This window comes from Gluconacetobacter aggeris (assembly GCF_014174395.1).
Taxonomy (GTDB): Bacteria; Pseudomonadota; Alphaproteobacteria; order Acetobacterales; family Acetobacteraceae; genus Gluconacetobacter; species Gluconacetobacter aggeris.
Map to the genome: position 1 here is coordinate 387,651 of NZ_JABEQD010000003.1, position 21,499 is coordinate 409,149.

The window sequence follows — 21,499 nt, forward strand, 5'->3', positions numbered from 1 at the left end:
GCCATGACGCACCCTCAGTTTTTTCGTGCAGGCGATCCGGGGCTGACAGCCACCCGCATCGATTTTTCCGACGCCGCACAGGCTGAACTGCATGACCTTGCCCGTCATCCCGACATGAGATCGGACCTGCCGGCCTGCCAGGAGACCATGGGGCAGGTCCGACGCCTGCTGCATGAGGGGCCCGGGTTTGCCGTCCTCGGCACGCTTCCCCTCGACGCGACGACGCCGGACGTAGCGCGCGCGCTGTACCAGCGTCTCGCCGCCATGGTCGCGCGGCCCGTCGCACAGAAATTCACCGGCATCACTCTCTACGATGTGCATGACACCGGACGCCAGGCCCTGCCCGGCAGTGGCGTGCGGCCGGACCAGACCAATATCGAACTCCATATCCATAACGACAACGCCTACAACACGACGCCGCCCGAGATCGTGGCCCTGCTGTGCCTGCGTCCCGCCGCCCGGCAAGATGAGGGCTGGAACCGCGTCGTGAGCTTCGCCGCCGTGCACGAGGCGCTTGCCGCACGCTTTCCTCACCTGCTGCCGCGCCTGTACCGCCCCTTTCCGTTCGACCGGCAGCGCGAACACGCGCCGGGTGACGCCCCGATCCTGTACGCGCCGATCTTCGCGCGCGAGGACGGGCGCCTGATCACCCGGATGGGCCTGCATCAGGTGCGTTCCGGCCTGGTGATGACGGACGAAGCCGTGGACGAGGAGACCCATGCGGCACTCGCGGCGGTCACGCACATTCTCGCTGACCCGTCGCTCGCCGTCGATCTGCGCCTGCGCGCGGGAGAAATGCTGTTCGTCGCCAATCGCGCGATCGGGCACAGCCGCACCGGCTTCACCGATCCGCCGGACCCGACGAGAAAGCGGCTGATGGTCCGGTTGTGGCTCCGTGATAGCGGGTCTCCTGCCTATATGCAGTAAATAAAATGGCTGATCCAACTGGCAGGCACACATCTGACTGGATGGTATCTCGCGCGGCGCCCCTCGTCGCAGAGCAAGGACGGAGCATCTCATCCCCGGCTAACGATAAACACGATGCATGACACATTCTCGACGAATGATTTTTATTTCTCATTTAGCCCCCCGATCGATTGGTTTCCTGTTTCCATCGACCAGATAGCCAAACTCTCGCACACCGGAGTGGAAAGCGCGGCGGCGCCCTAACGTAGATGACGGTCGTGCCCTACCTCTTTGGGATAATCCTCCCCGACATGGGCTACGGTGGAGCTTGGGAACTCCTTGCGCTTCCGGTGGTCGCGTCGGCAATCGCCCAGTTGGCGTCGGCCCGCCTTTAGGCGATCCGAGGAGGGAGAGAACAAGCGCCATGTATCAGATCTACGCCTTGCAACTCGGCATGAACGACTTGCGCATGCGAGCGACAGCCTCGTCGGAGGAGGCCTGATCGATTAGTTTCACCCACTATGCTATTGATGATTTCTCGCTGGTTCTGCCGCCACGCATAGCCCACGCTGCGCGCAGCAGAAGACCAGGACGGGACATGGCTCAGGATCGACACATCAAACTCGGCTTCATTCTTCATGGAGTCGGACGCACCTGGGACGATTGGCGCCACCCTGACCGCGACATCCGCGCCAGCACGAACATCCGTTTCTACCGCCAGCAGGCACAAACGGCGGAACGGGGGAAGTTCGATTTCCTCTTCGTCGCCGACAGCCTGTCGATCACCGAAAAATCCAGCCCTCATTACCTCAACCGCTTCGAACCCCTGACCATCCTCTCGGTGCTGGCTGGCTCGACGGAGCATATCGGGTTGGTGGGCACACTGAGCGTGAGCTATTCCGAGCCCTTCAACGTGGCCCGGCAATTCGCCTCGCTGGATCATATCAGCGGCGGCCGGGCGGGATGGAATGTCGTGACCTCCTGGCTGGGGGACACCGCCGCGAATTTCAGCCGCACCGCCCATCCGCCCCACCATGAACGCTACCGCATTGCCGCCGAGCATCTGGCAGTGGTGCAAGGGCTATGGGACAGCTGGGAAGATGATGCGCTGGTCGGCGACAAAGAGCGGGGCGTCTTTCTGGACCCCACCAAGTTGCATCGCCTGGACCATATCGGCCAACATTTCCAGGTGCGGGGCCCGCTGAATATCGGCCGCTCGCCCCAGGGGCAGCCGGTCATCTTCCAGGCGGGTGCGTCCGAGGACGGGCGCGATTTCGCTGCCCGGCATGCCGAGGTGGTCTTTTGCGGCCCGCAGGATCTGGAGGAAGCCCAGGCCTATTACCGTGACGTCAAGACACGGGCTGCACGGTTGCGGCGGGATGCCGGCCTGCCGCTGATCCTGCCCGGCATTGCGCCGATCGTGGGCCGGACGGATGAAGACGCCGAAGGGCTCTACCAGGACCTGGTCGCCCTGACCTCGCTGGACACCGGGCTCGGTTTCCTGTCGCGGGCGTTCAGCGACCATGATTTCCGCGCCTACGACCTGGACGGCCCGTTTCCCGACGTTGCCGCGATCGGGCAGCAGAGCAATCAGAGTGCCGCGCAGCGCATCCTTGCGCGCGTGCGGCACGGCAATCTGTCCATCCGGCAGATCGCCAGGGAACTGGCGACCCCACGGGGCGATTTCGTGGGCGGTCCGCAGACTGTGGCCGATGCCCTGCAACGCTGGGTGGAACAGGGCGGTGCGGACGGTTTCAACCTGTTCGAACCTCTGCCCGGGCAGTTGGAAGCCTTCGTGGATCTGGTCGTCCCGATTCTGCAGGAACGCAAACTGCTGCGCAGCGACTACGAACAGACAACGCTACGCGGCAATCTCGGCCTGGCCTACCCGATCAACCGTCACGCGGCGGACAAAGGGACGCAGGCCGGATGACCATGCCGGACACGCCCGGAACAGACACGGTCGAACCATCGGAATCCATCCGTCCGAGCCGCCGGCATGTTCTCGCAGCCCTGGGCGCTACGTCTATCCTGCCTTCTCTGGTATTGGAGCGGCCTCGCGCATGGGCGGACACGCCGCTGCGGCTCGGTGACCAGAAAGGCGGCGCGCGTTCGCTGATCGAGGCGGCCGGCATGACGGGCAATGGCGCCCTGCCCGTGCAATGGAGCCTGTTCGCCGGCGCGCCGATGTTGATCCAGGCGCTGGCCGCGAATGCCGTGGACGCCGGGGTCATTGGAGACGCGCCCCTGGTCTTTGCCCAGGCGGGCGACGTGCCGGTGAAGGCGATTGCCGGCATCCAGACCGACGGCACGACCACCGCCATTGTCGTGGCGAAAAATAGCCCGCTCCGGAGTGTGCGCGACCTGAAGGGGAAGCGTGTGGCGACCCTGCGTGCCCAGACCGGCCATTACCTGACCCTAGCAGCCCTGCGCGCGGCGGGCATGAAGGATGACGACGTCGCGTTCGTCTTCATTCCGCCGGTCTCGGCCAAGCTGGCACTGCAGACCGGTGCCGTCGATGCCTGGGCCACCTGGGGGCCCTATATCTCGGATGCGAAGATCGCCGATGGCGCACGCGAGATCGTCAATGGCGGCAAGCTGATGAGCGGCCTAAGCTACGTCGTGGCGACCGAAGCAGCGCTGCGCGACCGGCGGGAAAGCCTGGCGGGGTATCTTCGCCGCTTCCACGCCGCCCACCGGTGGATGCTGACGCATCAGGACATCTATGCCGAGGTCTGGGGCCGCGATGTCGGCCTGCCGCTTCCCGTCGCCCGTGACGTCGTCAGGGGCCTGGCCGGCACCGTCGTGCCCCTCTCCCCCGACATCATCGCCAAGCAACAGCAGGTCTCCGATTTCATGACCGAAACACGCATGGTCCCACGCCGGCTCGATACCGCCGGCATCGTCGATTCCAGCTTCACCTTCCAACCCTGAATGGCACCCGCCCAATGACCCCTCCTGGACGTTCCTTCGCCCTCGGCGCCTATCTGAGCGGCTCGGCCACCAACGGGGATGCGTGGCGCGCACCGGACGAGGATATCGACGCGGATATCGACTTCGCGCGCTACCGCTCGTATGTCGATCTTCTGGAACAGGGGCGATTCGACAGCATCTTCCTCTACGACAATGTCCTGCCGGTGCCCGATCCGTCGGCCGTGGCCAACAGCCCGGCCCTGCCGCGCTGGGATACGTTCACGCTTCTGGCGGCACTGGCCGTCACATCGCGTCATATCGGCCTGATCGGCACGGCCAGCACAACCTTCAACGAGCCCTACAACGTTGCCCGGCGCATTGCCTCGCTGGACCGACTGAGCGGCGGGCGCGCAGGCTGGAACGTGGTGACCGCGACGGGTGGCGGCGAGAATTTCAACCTGCCCCACCATGTCGACCATGCCGAACGCTATGTGCGCGCCCATGAATTCGTCGACGTCGTCAGGGGATTATGGGACAGCGTGGCGCCGGATGCCTTTCTGCGCGACAAGGCGAGCGGCCGCTGGCTCGATCCCGACCGCATCCGCCCGCTCAATCATGAAGGCCGCTATTACCGCGTGGCCGGACCGCTCAATGCGCCCCCCCCGATTCAGCAGCGCCCGGTTCTGGCCCAGGCCGGCGCGTCCGACGCGGGAATGGACCTGGCCGCCCGCATCGGTGAGGTGATCTACACCGCCGAATACGACCCCGACGCCGGCCGCGCCTGGCGTGCGGAAGTGCTGGATCGCGCGGGCCGGCATGGCCGGGACGCAGCGCATCTGCGGATCCTGCCCGGTCTGGCGCCCTTCGTCGGCGAAAGCGATGCCGAGGCACGGGCGAAATTCGAGACCTATCTCCGATATCTGGATCATGGCGAGAGCCTGCGCGCGCTGTCGTCCTATGCCAGCCTCGGCATCGATCTGTCGGCATGGCCCGAGGATCGTCCGATCGAACTGGAGGGTGTCGCCGAGACGAACAGCCACAAGAGCCGCCAATCTCTGATCGTCAACTGGATCCGTCGCGAACGCCCCTATGTGCGCGATGTCCTGCGCCGCTTCACACGCGGCGGCCACCGCATCATTGTCGGAACGCCGCGCCAAATCGTCGATGACATGGAAGGGTGGTATCGCGACGGCGCGTCGGACGGCTTCAACATCATGTTCACTTCGACACCCGGTGGCATTCGCGACTTCGTGGATTTCGTCACACCCGAATTGCAAAGGCGAGGACTATTGCGGCTGCATTATACCGGCAGGACCTTGCGCGAAAATCTCGGCTTGCCGCCGTCGCGCGCCTCGTGAAAAGAAGCGCTTTACCGTTCTGGTCAGGCGACTGATTGCGCGGCCAGCCCCGCGGGGACCAGAACCCACAACACACGATCAAGATACTGCCGGGCGATTTGGTTGCATCCACTGACGTGGCCGACGAGCATCCAGAGATGCCGCAGGTCCTGACCCCGCCCCTGACGCTTCAGGATACGTCACCGGGGTCTGGATTGTCCCGACAGAACCGCACAAGTCTGGAATTGAATTTCTCAAGACCGCTGACAGACATGGGCATTCCACTTGCTGCACTGCTGCCGGGCGACTGGACTGCCGTCCACGCGACGGCCTCTGAACAACCCGCTCGAACACATCTGACTCAGCGCGAGGACAACACTACGGAGCAGCTCGAGACTCGAGGAAATCAACGATTCTATCCAAGGTAAAACGGAAGTTCGCTACGGACAAATTCGGCACGCAACTCCTCCAGCAACGTCATGCCAAGCGGTATTCCAAGTCGGATCCGCTCCTCATAAGCTGCGTATTCAGGGTCGCCTGGAACCAGCACGGATTGATCGAGGTCCTGCCGCGCCAAACCGTGTACCAAGTCGATCAAGCGATCAAGACCGGCTTCAAACGCTCCATCCTCGCCGAAAGAGAGCGGATTGATCGCCATAACAAAATGGCCTGTTTCTCCTGCGCTCTTGTTGGCTCCGGTCATCGTTGCGCAGAGGACTTCCACCATAAGCGCAAGGCCGTACCCCTTGTGACCGCTTGAAGAACGACCTCCCCCCAATGGTGTAAGCCGACGCGACTTTGCAGCGATATTTGCATCCGTTACGGCTTTCCCTTCTTCATCCACCGCCCAGCCTTCAGGAATCGGCTTCCCGGCGCGTCTGGCTATTGTGATCTTACCATAGGCAACCGTCGTCGTCGCCATATCGAGTACTAACGAGGGATTTCTGGCGGCTGGCGCGGCAAACGCAATAGGATTCGTTCCGAGAAACGGTTCGCGTCCAAACGTGGGAACAGCGAGGGGTCCTGTCGAGTTGGTAAATGCGAGGCCGATCAGTCCCGCATCTGCTGCCATCTGGGCGTAATATCCGGCAGCTCCGAAATGACGCGACCGCGTCACTCCCGCGATCCCGACCCCGGTTTCCCGCGCCTTCCCAATTGCTTTTGACATGGCCATGACGGCCGCAGGGTGCCCGAGCCCATTGTCTGCATCTATCAACAATGCAGACTGGCGCTCATGCAGAACCGCGATGTTTGGCCGGAGATTAAGCCTTCCCTCTCGTGCAGCTTCTGCGTAGAATGGAATCATTCCCACTCCATGGGAATCTATCCCTCTGAGATCCGTCTCCACCATAACGTGAGAAGCTGTCCGCGAAAACGTCTCGGGCATCCCCCATGTGACGAGCAATGATACTATCTCACGTTCCAGAAGCCGGGCTGCAATTCTTTTCATGACTTTTTATTCCTGAGGCAGCCTACAGCGAACGATATCGAGATTACGTGGGCCATCCAGCCTACAAGGCCCTCAGCCGCCTTCCCCACCGTTCCTTATCGAGCCAAATCAATTCACCCAGGAAAAATACATTTACCCTTCCTGGGCAGATCAATGACGCAGTCAGAGATGAATTGCACTTTTGTTCTTCAGTTAAACCCCACGTCAATGCCAGCAAAGACTCCGAACCCGTCACCTGGCATTTCGGCGGCAGCATCACCGTGTGTCGCTGTGTAAACCGGAATGACGGCGCTGGCATAATGCTTGTTGGTAAGGTTATGAAGCTGGAAATAGACACGCCGGCTTTTCTTTGGCCAAAGATAGCCGAACGTCAGATTGTAGATATGGTAAGCCGCCGCTTTCGCCTTGTTATCATAGGTTGCATAAACTGAAGACGCGGCCTCCACATCGAACGAAGAATAGAAGCCATTGTTGAAGTCCGCATGAAGCTGAGCCTGATAGAGATGTTCCGGAATTCCGGGGAGGCGGTTATGGCCGAAATTCGGGTCATGGTTGTAACGGAAATCCTGATACGTATACGCATGCATAAGGTAGATACTATTACCATTCCACTGATAGAGCTTGTGACTCAACCCTACCTCCACGCCCTGATGTGTAGTGGGAGAGGCGTTGCTGAGAACAGCGGTATTATAGAGCGCCGATGTGGCCGTCATAACGGACAGGAGTTCGTTCCGTACGGCCGAATGATAATAGGAAATGCTCCAGTGCTGGCCTTTGAACGTCCCTTCGCTACCGATCTCGAAAGTCGTTGCCGTTTGTGGCGTGAGTCTTTGGTAACCCTCGGTCAATCCTGTGGCCGGACCACTTTGGTAGCGTGATCCGGATAGGAAGTCATTGTCTGTTGCTGATTGTACGCTGCGCGTAACGTTGCCATAGACACGGATATCCGGCGTGATCTGATAACGAAATCCACCACGGGGAGCAAAATACAAGGGATCAACACTAAAATGGCTGTGGACCGGATAGGTCGTTGTCGTGCTCCGTGGCATGTAGCTCAGTGCACCACCAGCGGTCAGCCACAAATTCTTGTACACTTCCGTGTCATTGCTGATATGCCATATCGTATTGCTCCCTCCTCTGTGCCAACTGTTGACCAGAGCACCAAATGGAAGGCCATAAGCAGCATATGCAGACGTGGATCTAACATGATAGTTATAGACGTTATAACCGACATCGACGGTCGTGTAGACGCCGATAGTCGTGTTGCTTTTATGGCCAGCTATGTTGTCCTTGCGGGTGTAGTTAACAACGCCATTTGCACCAATGACGTTCATCGGCAGCTGGAGAGTTGGAAGGCCATGATTCATCGGAGCGTCGATGTAAGTAAATCCTATCAAAAGATTTGACTTGTCATCGATACGGATCCTCGTTCTATCTCCGAAGTATTTTGTTCCGGGAAGTATTGTGTATGTATTATAATATCCCGGACGCGCCTGCCGAGGATTCTCGGCGATCTGCGCGCGTGTCAAGTAATTCGGCTGCCCTTCATAGGACTGGCGATACCGAAAGAAAAATCGTGTATCAACTGCATCATTGAAACGATATCCATAATTAAAATTGATTCCAAAATTTGATATTTTTGTATTTTTCTGATAGCCTCCCCGATAGGAATTTGTAACACTGATATAGTAATCGGACTTTCCGATCACCTTGCCCGAAGAAAGCTGCTCCTTGACATAACCGAAGCTCCCGGCTTCCACACGCGCCTGGTATGTTTTCGCGTCGTAGCCCGTCAAAGTGTGCATGTTAATCGCACCACCCAAGAGAGTAGAGCCAAGATCGAACCCGTTTCCTCCTCGGTAAATCTCCATATATTGCATACCAAGGGGCTCCATCAGCTCCATTGGAGCACCTCCTATTCTTGTGGCGGGAAGGTCGTCCAGAAGAACAAGCGTGCCGACACGGGCGGAACCGGTACCTGCCTGGATCCCGGAACCACGTATCGACAGATGGACGTCGTTGTCGCCGGTTGCCGCGGGAGCATAGACGCCAGGCTGAAACGCGAGCCAGTCGCCAATGGTCGAAGTACGCTGCCTAAGGATCATTTTAGAATCTACAACGCTGGTGCCACCAGGTACCGAAATAAGTCGTGCCGCGGCACGACGAACCGACGACATACCCGTCACCTGCACTTCTTCGGCGTCTGTGGCACGGGCGCCGCCGTGATACATCCCCTCCATGTCGTCATCGTGGTTCGGCGTCTGCGCCGCCCTCTTCTGAGCGCCTTGACCGGTTGCCGACGACGCGACCGAACGGCCACCCGCATTGGATGACGATTGCATATGATGATGGTGCGTGACCTGAGCCTCGTCTACATTTTGCGCGTGGGCGCAACGGATACTTTCAAAAGAGGTGGAAGCTATTGCCAGTGCTACAAATTTTCCGACTCGTCCCAAATGGATATGGGCGACAAAGGGGCGGGCTATTTTTGGCACAAGAAACCTCCATGAAATGCAAGAAAAAAATCTATTCTGGGTATTGAGTGCAACCCAAGATTTCTATATTTTAATTTTGACATCAATTCGGATCAAATGAGTAATGATCAAGGACGAATTGACGTTATAAAAATTGTTTGTTTTTCTAATTCTTTCATATTTCTGTGCGTCCATTCATAACAAAATCACGACGTCGAAATGGCTTTTGGCTTTTGGCTTAGTGCTCCACTCCCGGCAGGCCGAATCGATTTCGATTTGCGTTTTCCTTCTGCGTTTCCTCTCGAATTTCGGTCAAAAAAATTCTCAGGATGGACAACACTGATTGTCTCGAGCTTTCTGGGGCTCATCGCCTCTCACTATTCCCAGCCGGAATATCAAGTGCCTTTTGCGTGGCATCGGGGTACGACCGCGTCCCGCGGACAATCGCGCTACCGCTCATTATGCCAGTCGAAATTATGGGGACTTTCGAACACCTGTTGAACGGGTTCTCATTGGCGACAAGCCGCTTGCGCTTTATATGAACCCTGACCCACAAACCGAGACGCATTAGGGCGCACATGCGCCCTCCATTTCCATCGCACCATGTTATGTCGTCGGAAGCCGAGATTGAGTGGAGCGGCGGAGCAAGCTATTCACCGACGGGCCTGCGAATAATCGGGTAGACCATCGAGAAAAAATCGAGACAGATTTTATTTTTTCTCATTCGTCTCCTTCAGCATGATGCCTAGAATAGTATCAGCGCGTGATAGTCACGAGGTTCCGATGACCGCTCGTTGTCGCCTTTCCCTGTCTGCGCCGGTCAATATTTCCGATATTGAACGGAGCGTGCGCGTCGATCTGGCGGTTCGGGCGGCACTCTATCGTCTAAACCGCCTGCACGGAGCAGCTCCGGACCATGTCCATCGGCCGGGACAATGTGCTTCTGGCGCATCAGGCCGCGCAGGAGACGGTGCGCCGACAGACCGACCTCAACCTGCAACCGGTCGAGGGCGATCGGGATCTGGACAATTTGATCTGTGAGGCCGCGCCGCGTGCGCGGCCACGCAAAGGGTTTCGACATTGAATTAAGGAAGTCATCATGTTCCGTAGCCCGTACCGGCCCACGCGCCGCCAGTTTATGCATCTGTTCAGCGGGAGCGCCCTTGTCTTGGCGCTCCCATCGTCGCCGCGCGCCGCCGAGGCGCCGGATCTGTCGCGCGTCACGTTGCGCGTGGCGACCTTTCGCGGGCAGGACAATACGCTCTTGCCTGCGGCAGGACAGGCCGATTTTCCCTATCAGGTCCAGTTCAGCGAATTCAATTCCGGCAACCTGATCGCCCAGGCCATCAATGCCGATGCGATCGATCTGGGTGGCTGGAGCGAAATCCCGATGGTCTTTGCGGCCGCATCGGGTTCGCGGGTCGCCATCGTCGCGACCCTGGATGGCCCGACCACCGACCAGGCAGTGCTGACCCCGCTACATAGCCCCTACCGTTCGGTTGCCGACCTGCGCGGCCGACGCGTGGGCTATATCAAGGCGACCACCGCCCATTACTTCCTGATTCGCATGCTCGCACAGCACAGTATGAGTTTTGCGGACATTCATCCGATCGCACTGGGGATGAGCGAGGGCCTGACGGCGATGAAGGCGGGCAGCCTGGATGCGTGGGCGACCTACGGCTATGCCATCCAGACGCTGGAAGCCGACGGCACCGCGCGGATACTGCAGAGCGCCAGGGACATCCTGTCTGGGCATTATTTCATAGGCGCCAATCCGCGCCGGCTGGACGACCCTGCCTTCCGCTATGCCGCCGCCGATTATATCCGGCGACTGGGCCGCGCCTATGCCATCCTTAGCGCCGACAAGCGGCGTTGGGCACAAACGGTGGCGCCCGTGATCCAGGTGCCCGAACCGGCCGTCCTGGCCTACCTGCAAGGGCAAAATCGCCCCTATAGAACCCGTGCCTGGACAGACGTCGACATCGCCGGCGCTCAATCCGTCGCGGACACCTTTGCCCATGCCGGCGTTCTCCCCACCGGAACACGGGTCGATTCCGTCTTCTCGCCGGCTCTGTCACGGCTCCTGGCCGCATAATCCGCCGTAACCCCGACCCGTCGATGGACTGGGAGCGGCAAAGACATCCGCGTTCCTGCGTCGCCAGTCTCCGATGCTCCGATGCTCCGATGCGGCTCAGCCGTCACACACTCCCAGCGCGTCCAGCAAGACGCTACGCAAACGTTCGAACTCTGGATCGGCATGGCGGCGCGGACGCGCCAGTCCGATGGGCAGATCGGTGCGGATCTGGCCGTGTTCCAGCACCACGGCCCGGTCAGCCAGCAGCAATGCCTCGTCCACGTCGTGGGTCACAAGCAGGACTGCGCAGCGATGACGAAGCCACAGTTCCGAAACCAGTCCCTGCATCTTCAGCCGCGTCAGCGCATCCAAGGCCGCGAACGGCTCGTCCAGCATCAGGAATTGCGGCTCGCGCACCAAGGCACGGGCCAGCGCCGCGCGCTGCGCCTCGCCCCCCGACAGGGTCAGCGGCCAGGCATCGATCCGATGACCCAGGCCGACTTCCCGCAACACTTTTGCCGCACGCTCCCGCCGGTCGGCGCCGTCCTGCCCCAGGACGACATTCTCCCATACGCGCTTCCACGGTAGCAGCCGGCTTTCCTGAAAGACCACCGAGACATCCCTCGGCCGTGTGATCGTACCTTCGGTGACCGGATCAAGCCCTGCGAGGGTGCGCAGCAAAGTCGACTTGCCCGAACCGCTATGGCCCAGCAGGGCCACGAATTCGCCCGGCGCGATCGTCAGGTCCAGGCGATCGAGAACGGCCGGCCCGTCGCCAAAGCGCCGCGTCAACCGCCTGATCGCGACGGCCTTGCCTGCCTCGTCCGCACCTCGTGGCCTCGGGTCGGTCAGCGCATTCATGATGCCCTGCCGCGATAGACCGGCCGCCACCCCAGCAGCGCGCTCTCCAGCGCCCGCACCGCCTGATCAGAGGCGAGGCCGAGCAGGCCGTAAACGGCCAGCCCCACCAGAATGATATCGGTGCGCAGAAAATCCTCGGCATCCATCATCATATGCCCGATCCCGCTATCGGCATTGACCTGTTCCGCCACCACCAGCATCAGCCAGGAAATGCCGACCGCGAAGCGCAGTCCGACCAGCAGGTCCGGCAGGGCGCCGGGCAGAATGACCTCGCGGATCGTTCGGCCGCGCGACAGGCCCAGCGTACGCGCCATTTCCAAAAGCTTGGGATCGATGGCACGGATGCCCTTATGCAGGTTCAGGTAGACCGGGAACATCGCCCCCAGCGCCACCATCAGGATTTTCGGCGTCTCGCCAATGCCGAACCACAGGATGAACAGCGGCACCATCGCCAGCACCGGCAGGGTCCGCAGAATCTGCAGCGGCGCGTCGACGACGTCCTCACCCAGCCGCGACAGGCCCGAGACCAAGGCCAGGCAGACACCAACCACCAGCGCCAGCCCCAACCCGCTGGCGGCGCGGACCAGCGACACCGAAAGATTGGCGGGCAGCGTTCCGTCCCGCGTCAGCGACCAGCCCGTCGCCACGATCTGCGCGGGCGAGGCAACCAGCCGGGTGGACAACAGACCGGACGAGCAGGCGATCTGCCATCCCAGCACCAGCAATACCGGCGTCGCAAAACGTCTGAACGGCAGCAGCGCCGACAATCGCGGCAGTCGCCGCGCGACAGGGCGGCTTCCGTTTCGGGCTCCGATCCCGATGAGTGTCTCCGACATCGACGCAGGCTCCATGGCAAGGGAATGGCCCGGACAGCCTCCCATGAACCACGATGCGTTGTCAGGTGATTTTAATTCATACAAAACTTTATCGTGATTTAATTGTGTTGTCCGGCGCCGCGCGGCAGGGTGTCGGACATCTCCCGACATCCTGTTCCGAGACCAGGCATGAGATTGACGCGCCGGCCTTTCCCGTTGCTGACCACGCTGCTTCTTGTCGGGGCTGTCGCCGCCGGTCTGTCCTGCCGCATCGCGCCAGCCCATGCCGAGGACGAACTGGTCGTCGCCGACCAGAAAGGACAGCAGAAGGCATTGCTGGAGGCTGCCGGCGCCGACCGGGATCTGCCCTATCGCATCCGCTGGACCGAATTCGAAGCCGCGGCGCCCCTGTTGCAGGCGCTCGGTGCCGGAGCAGTCGATACCGGGATTGCCGGCGATGGCCCGTTCCTGTTCGCCTGGGGCTCCGGCCTGCCGGTGAAAGCCGCCTTCCTGCTGCCGCCGCGCGGCGGTGGCCGGTCGACGGCCGTGGTGGTCGCGGCCGGCTCGCCGATCCATGATGCCGCCGGGCTCTCCGGCAAGCGGATCGCCACCGGGCGCGGCTCGATCGGGCATCTGCTGCTGCTGCGCCTGATCCAGAGCGGCGCCATCCCGCCGCCCGCGCCCCGCATCGTGTTGCTGACCCCGGCCCAGGCAAAGGCCGCGCTGGATGCCGGCACGCTCGACGCCTGGTCGACGTGGGAACCTTATGTCTCGCTGGAAGTCCTGCATGCTCACGGGCATGAGGTCGTGAATGGCGGCGGACTGATGCCCGGCAACAGTTTCTTCGTCGCGAATGACGTGGCGCTGAACGGCAAGCGCGCGCAACTGGCCGATTTCTACCGGCGCGTGACCCAGGCCTATGCCTGGGGACATGCCCATCTGGCCGACTATGCCGCGATCCTGGCGCGGCAGACCGGACTGCCGGGCGACGTGGCCCTGGCCGTCGCCGAAAAACAGATCGCAGCACCCGTGCCGCTGGATCACCATGTCGCGGAGCAGGAACAGGCGACATTGGACAGCTATCGCAAGGCCGGACTGGTGCAGGGAAGCGGAAGCGTGGCTTCGGCCTTCGACGAAACCCTTGCTTCCCCCTGATCCGGGGCGAAGGACATGACGAAAGAGAACGGACGCATGGACACATTACCGGCCGCGCTGGCGCAGCATGACACGCCGGACTGGGCGGCGCTCGAACGGCTGGTACCGCGTTTCGCGGCGCGCGCCGCGGAATATGACCGTTCGGGCGACATCGCGCTGGATAATCTGGCGGATCTGCGCGACGCGGGTTTTCTGGCGCTGGCCCTGCCCCGCGCCTATGGGGGCCTCGCGATCGGGCTGCGCACCGTGCTGGAAGTCGTCAGCCGCATCGCGCGCGGCGATCCCTCCACCGCGCTGATCGTGTCCATGCAGTATCTGCAATCGGGTGCCGTCGTCCGCTCGGATCGCTGGCCGGCGGACGTCAAGGCGGAACTGTTCCGCAGCATCCGGCACGAGGGTGCGCTGATCAACGCGCTGCGCGTGGAACCCGAACTGGGGACCCCGGCGCGCGGCGGCCTGCCGGCCACCACCGTCCGGCATGACGGCACGACCTGGCGCATCAGCGGGCGCAAGATCTTCTCGACCGGCTCGACGGCCCTGCGCTGGGGTGTGGCGTGGGCGCGCACGGAGGGTGACGCGCCGCGCGTCGGGCAGGTGCTGGTACCGCTGGACCTGCCCGGGGTGCGGATCGAGAAGAGCTGGCACCAGATGGGGATGCGCGCGACGGGCAGTCACACCGTCATCTTCGAGGATGTCGCGATCCCCGAACGCTATCTGGTCAACCTGAACCCGCCCGCAGCCGCGCCCGACGATGCCGTGCAACTGGCCAGTTGGCATGCCGTCGTCATCGGGGCGCTCTATGACGGGGTGGCCCGCGCGGCCCGCGACTGGCTGGTCCGGTTCCTGCACGAGCGCGCGCCCAGCAATCTGGGGGCGTCGTTGGCCACCCTGCCGCGCTTCCAGACCCTGATCGGCGAGATCGACGCCCTGCTGCTGACCAACCGCGCCCTGATCGACCACGCGCTGGCCCGCGAGGAAAGCGGCGAGCACGTGGACAGCGATGCCGGGCTGGTCAAGCATCTGGTGACCGAAAATGCCATCGCCGCCGTCGGCAAGGCCGTGGCGGCAATCGGCAATCCGGGCCTGAGCCAGGACAATCCGCTGGAACGCCACTATCGCGACGTGCTCTGCGGCCGGATCCATACCCCGCAGGGCGACAGCGCGCTCGGCACCGCCGGCAGGGCCGCCCTGGGCTGACAGGGCGCCCCCGTCCGCGGCGTCAGGGTCGCATGGTCATTCCAGCACGCTGAATCCATGGGTCCCGTCGCGCTCCAGTTGCGCGACCAGCCCGAATTCCCAGTCCAGATAGGCCTGCATCGCGGCGGCGGCGTTATCCGTGCCTTCATAGGGGCGCTTATAGACATCGTCGGTGCCGGACAGGGCGGTCGCGGGATCGAACCCGCTTTCCAGGTCCAGGCCGGCATCGCGCCAGCCCTGCGTTCCTCCCTCCAGCACCCGCACGCGCAGACCGGCGCACGCCAGTTCCGGCGCTGCCAAACGCGCGGCGATCCCGTCAGGCGATGTCAGCACCACATCCCGCACATCCGTCAGCGCAGGGTGGCCCGGCAGGTCGGCCCGGATCGCGAAGCGCGCCCCCGGCACATGGCCCTTGCGGAATTCCGGGCTGGTGGCCAGGTCGATCACCCATACCCCGTCGCCCAGCGCCGCGACGTCGGATGACCCGATCGTCTCCACCTCCGGCAAGGGGGCCGCCAGTAGCGACGGTTCCGGCCCGGTCTCGCGTGGCAGGCTGGACCAGTCGTCCAGCACATACACCTCACGCCAGCCGAGCTGACGCAGCCAGTGGGCGGTCATGCGGGCGCGCACGCCGTCATCGTCCGTCAGGATGATCGTGCCGTGCCGCACGCCGATCCACTCATCGGTCGCCTGGACAAGCTGGCCGCCGGGGGCCGAGCGGAAGCCTGCCAGATGACCGTGCACATATTCTTCGGGCGATCGAACATCCAGACGATAGACCGTACGCGCCGGGTCCGCCGCCAAGGCACGCAGGCCGCCGGCGTCGATCGCCCGCACACCCGTCCGCTCCGCCAGTGTCGCGGCGCCTTGCCGCGCCAGTGCCGTGTTGCCGGGTGTCACGTCGCCCGCGCGGCGGGTCGCGCCGCGATCCAGCGCCAGCCCTTCCAGCGTCCAGCCGATCGTGCCGTTGCGCAGCGCGACGACCGGATTGGGGATGCCCGCATTGACCAGCGACTGGGTGCCGATGATCGAGCGCGTACGGCCCGCGCAGTTCACCACCACCGTGGTCTCGGCCGAAGGCGCGATATCGCGCACGCGCAACGCCAGTTCCGCCCCCGGCACCGAACGTCCGCCCGGAATCGACATGACAGTGTATTCGCTGAAGCGCCTTGCATCGAGAATCACCAGATCGTCGCCGCGCGCGATCCGGTCATGCAACTCCCGCGCCGGGATCGATGGCGTGTGGCGCACGTGCTCGACCAGTTCACCGAACGATTTGGAAGGCACGTTGACGTCGATGAAGATCTCGCCGCCCGACTGCCGCCAGCCAGCCAGCCCGCCGTCCAGAACGGCCACCTGGCTGTAACCCAGCGCCGCCAGCACGGGCCGCGCCCGCGCCACACGCCCCGCCCCGTCGTCATACAGCACGACCGGCGCGTCGCGGCGGGGGATCAGGCCGGCGATCCGCTCCTCGATCCGCCCCAGCGGCAGGTTGACGGCGAACAGCGGATGGCCGGCCGCAAATGGACCTTCCTCGCGCAGATCGAGCAAGGCGATTTCCTCGCCCTCGCGGAGGCGGCGACGGACCTCGTCCGACGACAGCGTGGGCGCTGCGGGGTGCGTCATGGCGCTAGTCGGCTCCCTTGTTCTTCGAGCGGTCCCACAGATTGGGCACCACCGCACTGGAATAGCCGGAGATGAAGTTCTTCTCCGCCCCCGTCTCGGGGTCGTAGGTCGCGCGCGACACGCCGCCGATATTGTCGCCATAGACATGGATCGAAATCGAGGTCCGATCCGTCAGGGCATTGGCGACCTGGTGATAGTCATTCACGCCCGGGGCCAGGAGCGCGACCTCGCCCGGTTCCAGATAGCTGGTCTCGCCCACGCGGAACCGGCCGTCTGTGTCGCGGGTAAACTGCGTCTCGCTCTCGCGCCCGCGCAGCATGCCGATCAGCCCCCACACGCGATGGTCATGCAGAGGCGTCTTCTGCCCCGGTCCCCAGACGAAGCTGACGACGGAAAACCGCTCCAGCGGATCGCAATGCAGCAGATACTGGCTGTAGCGTTCGGGATGCGGCTGGGCGAATTCCTCCGGCAGCCAGTCGTCCTGCGCCACCAGGCTACGCAGCAGTCCCGCCCCTTCCTGCTGCAGGGCAGCGCGGTCCAGGCCGCGCTCGTGCAATACCGTGAAGCGGACGACGAAGTCTCTCAGTCGGGCAATCGATGTCATGTCGGTCAATCCAGCAGATCGGGTTCCTGTGCGACGATCCAGTCCCACAGGGGTTGGAAGGAGTGGTAGCCGCCCTGATGCGTGCCGACCTGACTGGCGGTCAGACGCGCGATTTCGGGCGCGATGGGCCTGACGGGTCCCGCCGCCTGGGCCAGAAGTTGCGCATGCGCCGCGTTGTCCATGGTGATGAACCACCAGGCCGCGGCCTCGACCGTCGGCCCGACCGTCAGCAGCCCGTGATTCTGCAGAATCACCGCCTTGCGATCGCCCAGCGTCGCGGCCAGCCTTTCGCCCTCGCTGTCGTCCAGCACCACGCCGCTGAACGGATCAAATACGGCATGGTCTTCGAAGAATGCACAGGAATCCTGGGTGAGCGGCAAAAGCTCCGTTCCCAGCGCGGAAAAGGCCTTGCCATAAGTCGAATGCGTATGGGCCGCCGCGATCACGTCCGGTCGCGCCCTATGCAAGGCGGAATGGATGGTGAAGCCGGCCGTGTTGATCGGACGGTCGCCGATCAGGATCGTGCCGTCATGGTCCACCAGTTGCAGATCGGAGACCCGGATCTGCGAAAAATGGACGGCCAGCGGATTGATCCAGTACTGGTCTGGAAATTCCGGATCACGCGCCGTGACGTGCCCCGCCAGGCCCTGATCGAAACCGTAGCGGCCGAACAGGCGGAAGGTTGCGGCCAGCCGCTGCTTGCGATGCAGGCGCTCTTCCGCAAACGACGCCGCCGGCGGCCGCGGTTCCAGACGACGTTCCCGCGCCTGGGTGGAAACCGGCAGTGCCGGCGGGGCCGCGCCGCGCGCGCGACCGGTCAGGACCGGAGCATTCATGTCGTGGAGTCCCCTTTCGTTCGCTTCACTGTCAACTCAATATCCACGGGTCGCATCGACCACGTCGCGCAATGGCCGGCCATCGAGGAACGATTCGATATTTTCCACGAGTTTCCGGGCGAAATTCGCCCGCACTGCCGGACCGGACCATGAGATATGCGGCGTCAGCCGTACCGCCGGATGGGTGTAGAAGGGATGGCCCGCCGGCAGCGGCTCCGGGCTGGTCACGTCCAGCGTCGCGAAGCCGACCTGCCCCCGGTCCAGGGCCGACAGCAGCGCCGCGTGGTCGATCAGCGCCCCCCGCGCGACATTGACCAGATGCAGCCCCGGCCGTGCGCCCGCCAGCACTTCGGCGTCCACACACCCCGCCGTCTCGGGCGTCAGGGGGAGCGCCAGTACCAGGTGATCCACCTGGGCTGCCAGTTCCGCCAGGCTGCCGACGGGTTCGGCCAGACCGTCCCCGGTCCACGCCCCGCGCCGCCAGGCCAGGACACGCAGGCCGAAGGCGCGCGCCCGCGCCGCGACGGCCCGGCCGATGGCGCCATAGCCCGCCACCCCCAGCACCTGCCCCTGCAGGGAATCCAGCGGCGTGACGTCCCGGGTCGCGACCGCGTCCCGGGTCCAGTCATCCGGCCCCGTGGGACGAAGCGCGTCCAGGCGCTTCGCCCGCAGCAGCAGCGCCGTCAGCACATATTCGGCGATCGGCGCCGCCGCATCGCCCCGCCCGCAGGTGACGATCCGCCCGCGCAGCAGCCAGGACGGAAACCCGTCCACCCCGGCCGAGGCGATCTGCACCCAGAGCGGCCCCCCGGGGCAACCGGACGCCCATGCGACCGGCTGCTCGGTGGGGGCCTGCTTCCAGTTGCGCGACGGGCCCGTCAGCAGGATGTCGGCCCGCTCGGCGCCCAGCGCGGTCCAGTCCCAGGGGGCCTCGGCCTCACGGCTGCCCGCGACGACGCGCAGGCGCCCGCCGAACCGGCCCAGCGCGTCGCCCACCTCCGGCCCCAGATGGTTGACGACGACAAGCGGCGAGACATCGGCGGGCATGACCGCGCGCCCTATGCCGCGCGACCCGGCGCGGCACGGTCCTCGGCCGCGACCAGGGCGCGCACGCGCGGGATCAGGTCCCGTCCATAGACATAGGCATCCAGCAACGGATCGAAACCGCGGATCAGGAAGGTCGAGATTCCCAGCCGGTAATAATCCAGCAGCGCGTCCGCCACCTGGTCCGGCGTGCCGACCAGCGCGGTCGAATTGCCCCGCGCGCCAGTCAGGGCGGCGATGCCGGTCCACAGGCGCTTGTCCAGCCGCGCACCCTGCTCGGCCGCCGCCAGCAGGCGGCGCGACCCCTCGTTCGGGATCACCGCCGGGCGCGCGTATCCGGTGCGCTCCTGCAAGGCGCGGGCGGTCTCCAGGATCCGGTCGGCCTTGCGCCAGGCCTCGTCCTCGGTCTCCGCCAGGATCGGCCGCAGCGACAGCGAGAAGCGGGGCGTGCGCCCATGCCGCGCCGCCGCCTCGCGCACGCGGGAGACGGTCTCGCTCACCTGCTCGTAGGTCTCGCCCCACAGCGCATAGACGTCGGCGTGCCGGCCCGCCACGGCGATCGCCTCGTCCGACGAGCCGCCGAAATAGACCGGGATACCGACCTCGCGATAGGGACGGACCAGGGAATGCGCGCCCCGGACATCATAGAAGCGGCCCTGATGGTCGAACGGCGCCTGCGCCGACCATTCCCGCCGGACGATCTCCAGATATTCGTCGGTCCGGGCATAGCGCTCGGCCTTGGTGGTGTGGTCGCCGTCGGCCTGCAATTCGATATCGCTGCCGCCGGTGATGATATGGACCGCCACCCGCCCGCGCGTCAGCTGGTCCAGCGTCGCCAGTTGCCGCGCCGCCAGCGTCGGCGCGGTAAAGCCGGGCCGGTGCGCGATCAGCACGCCCAGATCGCGTGTCACGGCAGCCACATGCTGCGCCAGGAGCAGGCTGTCGGGCGAATTGGAATGAAAGGCGATCAGCGTGCGATCGAACCCTCCATTCTCATGGATCTTCGCCGTGGCCTCGACATGCGCCAGGTCAATGACGGGACCGGATGGCGGGATGGTTTCCGACTGGTTCTGGCCGTTGACGAAGCCGATAAACTCCACAGTCATCCTGACCTCACCGGATAATTGAACGATTATTTCATGTTATTTGTCCTATATAACACTTGCAATCAGATCTTCATCAAGTCAGAAATGATCATCAAACGCTTTTGAATCGTTAATATGAGCGTTTGCGGTTTCTCATTGCAGTGGAGATTTCCCGCCATGTCCCAGACCGCCACGGTGGCGGCGCCCCATCGAGCAACGCGGAATATCCCTACTGAATTGCTGCGTTCGTTCGTGGCGATTGCCGAGGCGGGCTCCATGGCGCAGGCGACCGACATCATCTTCCTGACCCAGAGCGCGCTCAGCCTGCAGATGAAACGGCTGGAAGATCTGTTGCAGCAGAAGCTGTTTCGCCGCGACGGCCGCCGGCTGACCCTGACGGCGGCCGGAGAGGATCTGGTCGGCTACGCGCGGCAATTGCTCGCGCTGAATGACCAGATCGTGCACAAGCTCGGCCTGACCGATGATCCCGAACCGATCACCATCGGCATGGTGCAGGATTTCGCCGACACCATCCTGCCCGACGTGCTCGTCCGCTTCCGGATGGAACATCCCCGTGCTCGCCTGGTCATCCGCGTGGGAGGGACCGCCGAACTGCTGGAGATGTTCGACCGCTCGCGCCTGGACCTGGTGTTGTGCCTGGGCCAGCATGGCGACCGGCCGGGCGCCACCTGGAAAGTCGTCGGCCATGACAGGATGGTCTGGCTGGGCGATCCCGCGGCCACCGAGCAGGAAGAACTGCCGCTGGTCCTGCTCGAACCGCCCTGCCGTTTCCGGGACGCCGCCTTGCGGGCATTGACCGGCGCGCGGCGGAACTATCGGATTGTCCTGGAAACCCCCAATCTCCCCGCTCTTCGCGCCGGGATCAGGGGACAATTGGGCGCAAGTTGTCGCACACGGCGCTTCGCGACGGCCGAAGGGCTGCCCACCATTCCACCAGGGATCCTGCCCGATGTCCCGGACATCGAAACCATCCTGGTCCAGCGGGACAAGTTGAGCGACGCGGCACGCGATCTCGGCGACCTTCTGTCCGAGGCCGCCGGCCATCCATAAGAAATACCCAACTCTCGCTTTAGGGAAACTCCCTGGAATGGATCAGCCGCC

The 21,499-nt window shown here is 63.4% G+C and carries 18 protein-coding genes; 9 read left to right on the top strand and 9 right to left on the bottom strand.

Annotated features, from left to right (window positions below):
* Window positions 1–3 precede the first annotated feature (3 nt).
* The 4 genes from HLH36_RS06815 (at window position 4) to HLH36_RS06830 (ending at window position 5,177) form a co-directional block, all read left to right on the top strand.
* The gene (locus HLH36_RS06815; protein ID WP_182985666.1) at window positions 4–927 is read left to right on the top strand and encodes a TauD/TfdA family dioxygenase; all 924 of its coding nucleotides are present in this window, start codon (window positions 4–6) and stop codon (window positions 925–927) included.
* A gap of 577 nt (window positions 928–1,504) precedes the next feature.
* A complete protein-coding gene (locus tag HLH36_RS06820) occupies window positions 1,505–2,839 on the top strand; it encodes an LLM class flavin-dependent oxidoreductase (RefSeq protein ID WP_182985667.1) in 1,335 nt (444 codons plus the stop codon).
* On the top strand, window positions 2,836–3,840 hold the full coding sequence (locus HLH36_RS06825) for an ABC transporter substrate-binding protein (RefSeq protein WP_246376519.1): 1,005 nt from the start codon (window positions 2,836–2,838) through the stop codon (window positions 3,838–3,840). The genes HLH36_RS06820 and HLH36_RS06825 overlap by 4 nt, the downstream gene beginning before the upstream one ends.
* A 14-nt stretch (window positions 3,841–3,854) precedes the next feature.
* Window positions 3,855–5,177, top strand: a complete 1,323-nt coding sequence (locus tag HLH36_RS06830) for an LLM class flavin-dependent oxidoreductase (protein WP_182985668.1) — start codon at window positions 3,855–3,857, stop codon at window positions 5,175–5,177.
* A gap of 394 nt (window positions 5,178–5,571) precedes the next feature.
* Here HLH36_RS06830 and HLH36_RS06835 read toward each other — a convergent pair whose 3' ends face one another.
* Together HLH36_RS06835 and HLH36_RS06840 are read right to left on the bottom strand one after the other, a co-directional pair.
* The gene (locus HLH36_RS06835; protein ID WP_182985669.1) at window positions 5,572–6,606 is read right to left on the bottom strand and encodes an Ldh family oxidoreductase; all 1,035 of its coding nucleotides are present in this window, start codon (window positions 6,604–6,606) and stop codon (window positions 5,572–5,574) included.
* A 188-nt stretch (window positions 6,607–6,794) separates the two neighbouring features.
* Complete coding sequence (locus HLH36_RS06840) at window positions 6,795–9,101, bottom strand: TonB-dependent receptor family protein (protein ID WP_338030407.1); 2,307 nt, start codon at window positions 9,099–9,101, stop codon at window positions 6,795–6,797.
* Window positions 9,102–9,996: 895 nt separating this feature from the next.
* On the opposite strand from HLH36_RS06840, the gene HLH36_RS06845 reads away from it, so the two are divergent.
* Window positions 9,997–10,164 (top strand): hypothetical protein, encoded by a 168-nt coding sequence (locus HLH36_RS06845; protein ID WP_182985670.1) that lies wholly within the window; start codon window positions 9,997–9,999, stop codon window positions 10,162–10,164.
* Window positions 10,165–10,179: 15 nt separating this feature from the next.
* Window positions 10,180–11,175 (top strand): ABC transporter substrate-binding protein, encoded by a 996-nt coding sequence (locus tag HLH36_RS06850; RefSeq protein ID WP_246376521.1) that lies wholly within the window; start codon window positions 10,180–10,182, stop codon window positions 11,173–11,175.
* 96 nt (window positions 11,176–11,271) lie between these two features.
* Here HLH36_RS06850 and HLH36_RS06855 read toward each other — a convergent pair whose 3' ends face one another.
* A complete protein-coding gene (locus HLH36_RS06855) occupies window positions 11,272–12,015 on the bottom strand; it encodes an ABC transporter ATP-binding protein (RefSeq protein WP_182985671.1) in 744 nt (247 codons plus the stop codon).
* Window positions 12,012–12,851, bottom strand: a complete 840-nt coding sequence (locus HLH36_RS06860; RefSeq protein WP_182985672.1) for an ABC transporter permease — start codon at window positions 12,849–12,851, stop codon at window positions 12,012–12,014. Before HLH36_RS06860 ends, HLH36_RS06855 begins: the two co-directional genes overlap by 4 nt.
* Before the next feature lie 168 nt (window positions 12,852–13,019).
* Between HLH36_RS06860 and HLH36_RS06865 the strand changes: the two genes are divergently transcribed.
* Window positions 13,020–13,985, top strand: a complete 966-nt coding sequence (locus HLH36_RS06865) for an ABC transporter substrate-binding protein (RefSeq protein WP_182985673.1) — start codon at window positions 13,020–13,022, stop codon at window positions 13,983–13,985.
* A 36-nt stretch (window positions 13,986–14,021) separates the two neighbouring features.
* Window positions 14,022–15,182 carry an acyl-CoA dehydrogenase family protein gene (locus tag HLH36_RS06870; RefSeq protein WP_182985674.1) on the top strand — a complete coding sequence of 387 codons (1,161 nt, stop codon included), beginning with the start codon at window positions 14,022–14,024 and terminating at the stop codon, window positions 15,180–15,182.
* A gap of 36 nt (window positions 15,183–15,218) precedes the next feature.
* Here the strand turns inward: HLH36_RS06870 and HLH36_RS06875 are convergent, their stop codons facing one another.
* The 5 genes from HLH36_RS06875 to HLH36_RS06895 are packed head-to-tail and all read right to left on the bottom strand — an operon-like array spanning window position 15,219 to window position 20,398.
* Entirely contained in the window at window positions 15,219–16,808 is a 1,590-nt protein-coding gene (locus HLH36_RS06875) for a rhodanese-like domain-containing protein (protein WP_182985675.1), read from the bottom strand.
* 4 nt (window positions 16,809–16,812) lie between these two features.
* Window positions 16,813–17,412 (bottom strand): cysteine dioxygenase family protein, encoded by a 600-nt coding sequence (locus HLH36_RS06880; RefSeq protein WP_182985676.1) that lies wholly within the window; start codon window positions 17,410–17,412, stop codon window positions 16,813–16,815.
* Window positions 17,413–17,417: 5 nt separating this feature from the next.
* Window positions 17,418–18,248, bottom strand: a complete 831-nt coding sequence (locus tag HLH36_RS06885) for a class II aldolase/adducin family protein (RefSeq protein ID WP_182985677.1) — start codon at window positions 18,246–18,248, stop codon at window positions 17,418–17,420.
* A 36-nt stretch (window positions 18,249–18,284) separates the two neighbouring features.
* Complete coding sequence (locus tag HLH36_RS06890; RefSeq protein ID WP_182985678.1) at window positions 18,285–19,295, bottom strand: NAD(P)-dependent oxidoreductase; 1,011 nt, start codon at window positions 19,293–19,295, stop codon at window positions 18,285–18,287.
* Window positions 19,296–19,306: 11 nt separating this feature from the next.
* The gene (locus HLH36_RS06895; RefSeq protein ID WP_182985679.1) at window positions 19,307–20,398 is read right to left on the bottom strand and encodes an LLM class flavin-dependent oxidoreductase; all 1,092 of its coding nucleotides are present in this window, start codon (window positions 20,396–20,398) and stop codon (window positions 19,307–19,309) included.
* A gap of 156 nt (window positions 20,399–20,554) precedes the next feature.
* Between HLH36_RS06895 and HLH36_RS06900 the strand changes: the two genes are divergently transcribed.
* On the top strand, window positions 20,555–21,448 hold the full coding sequence (locus HLH36_RS06900; RefSeq protein ID WP_182985680.1) for a LysR substrate-binding domain-containing protein: 894 nt from the start codon (window positions 20,555–20,557) through the stop codon (window positions 21,446–21,448).
* Window positions 21,449–21,499 lie beyond the last annotated feature (51 nt).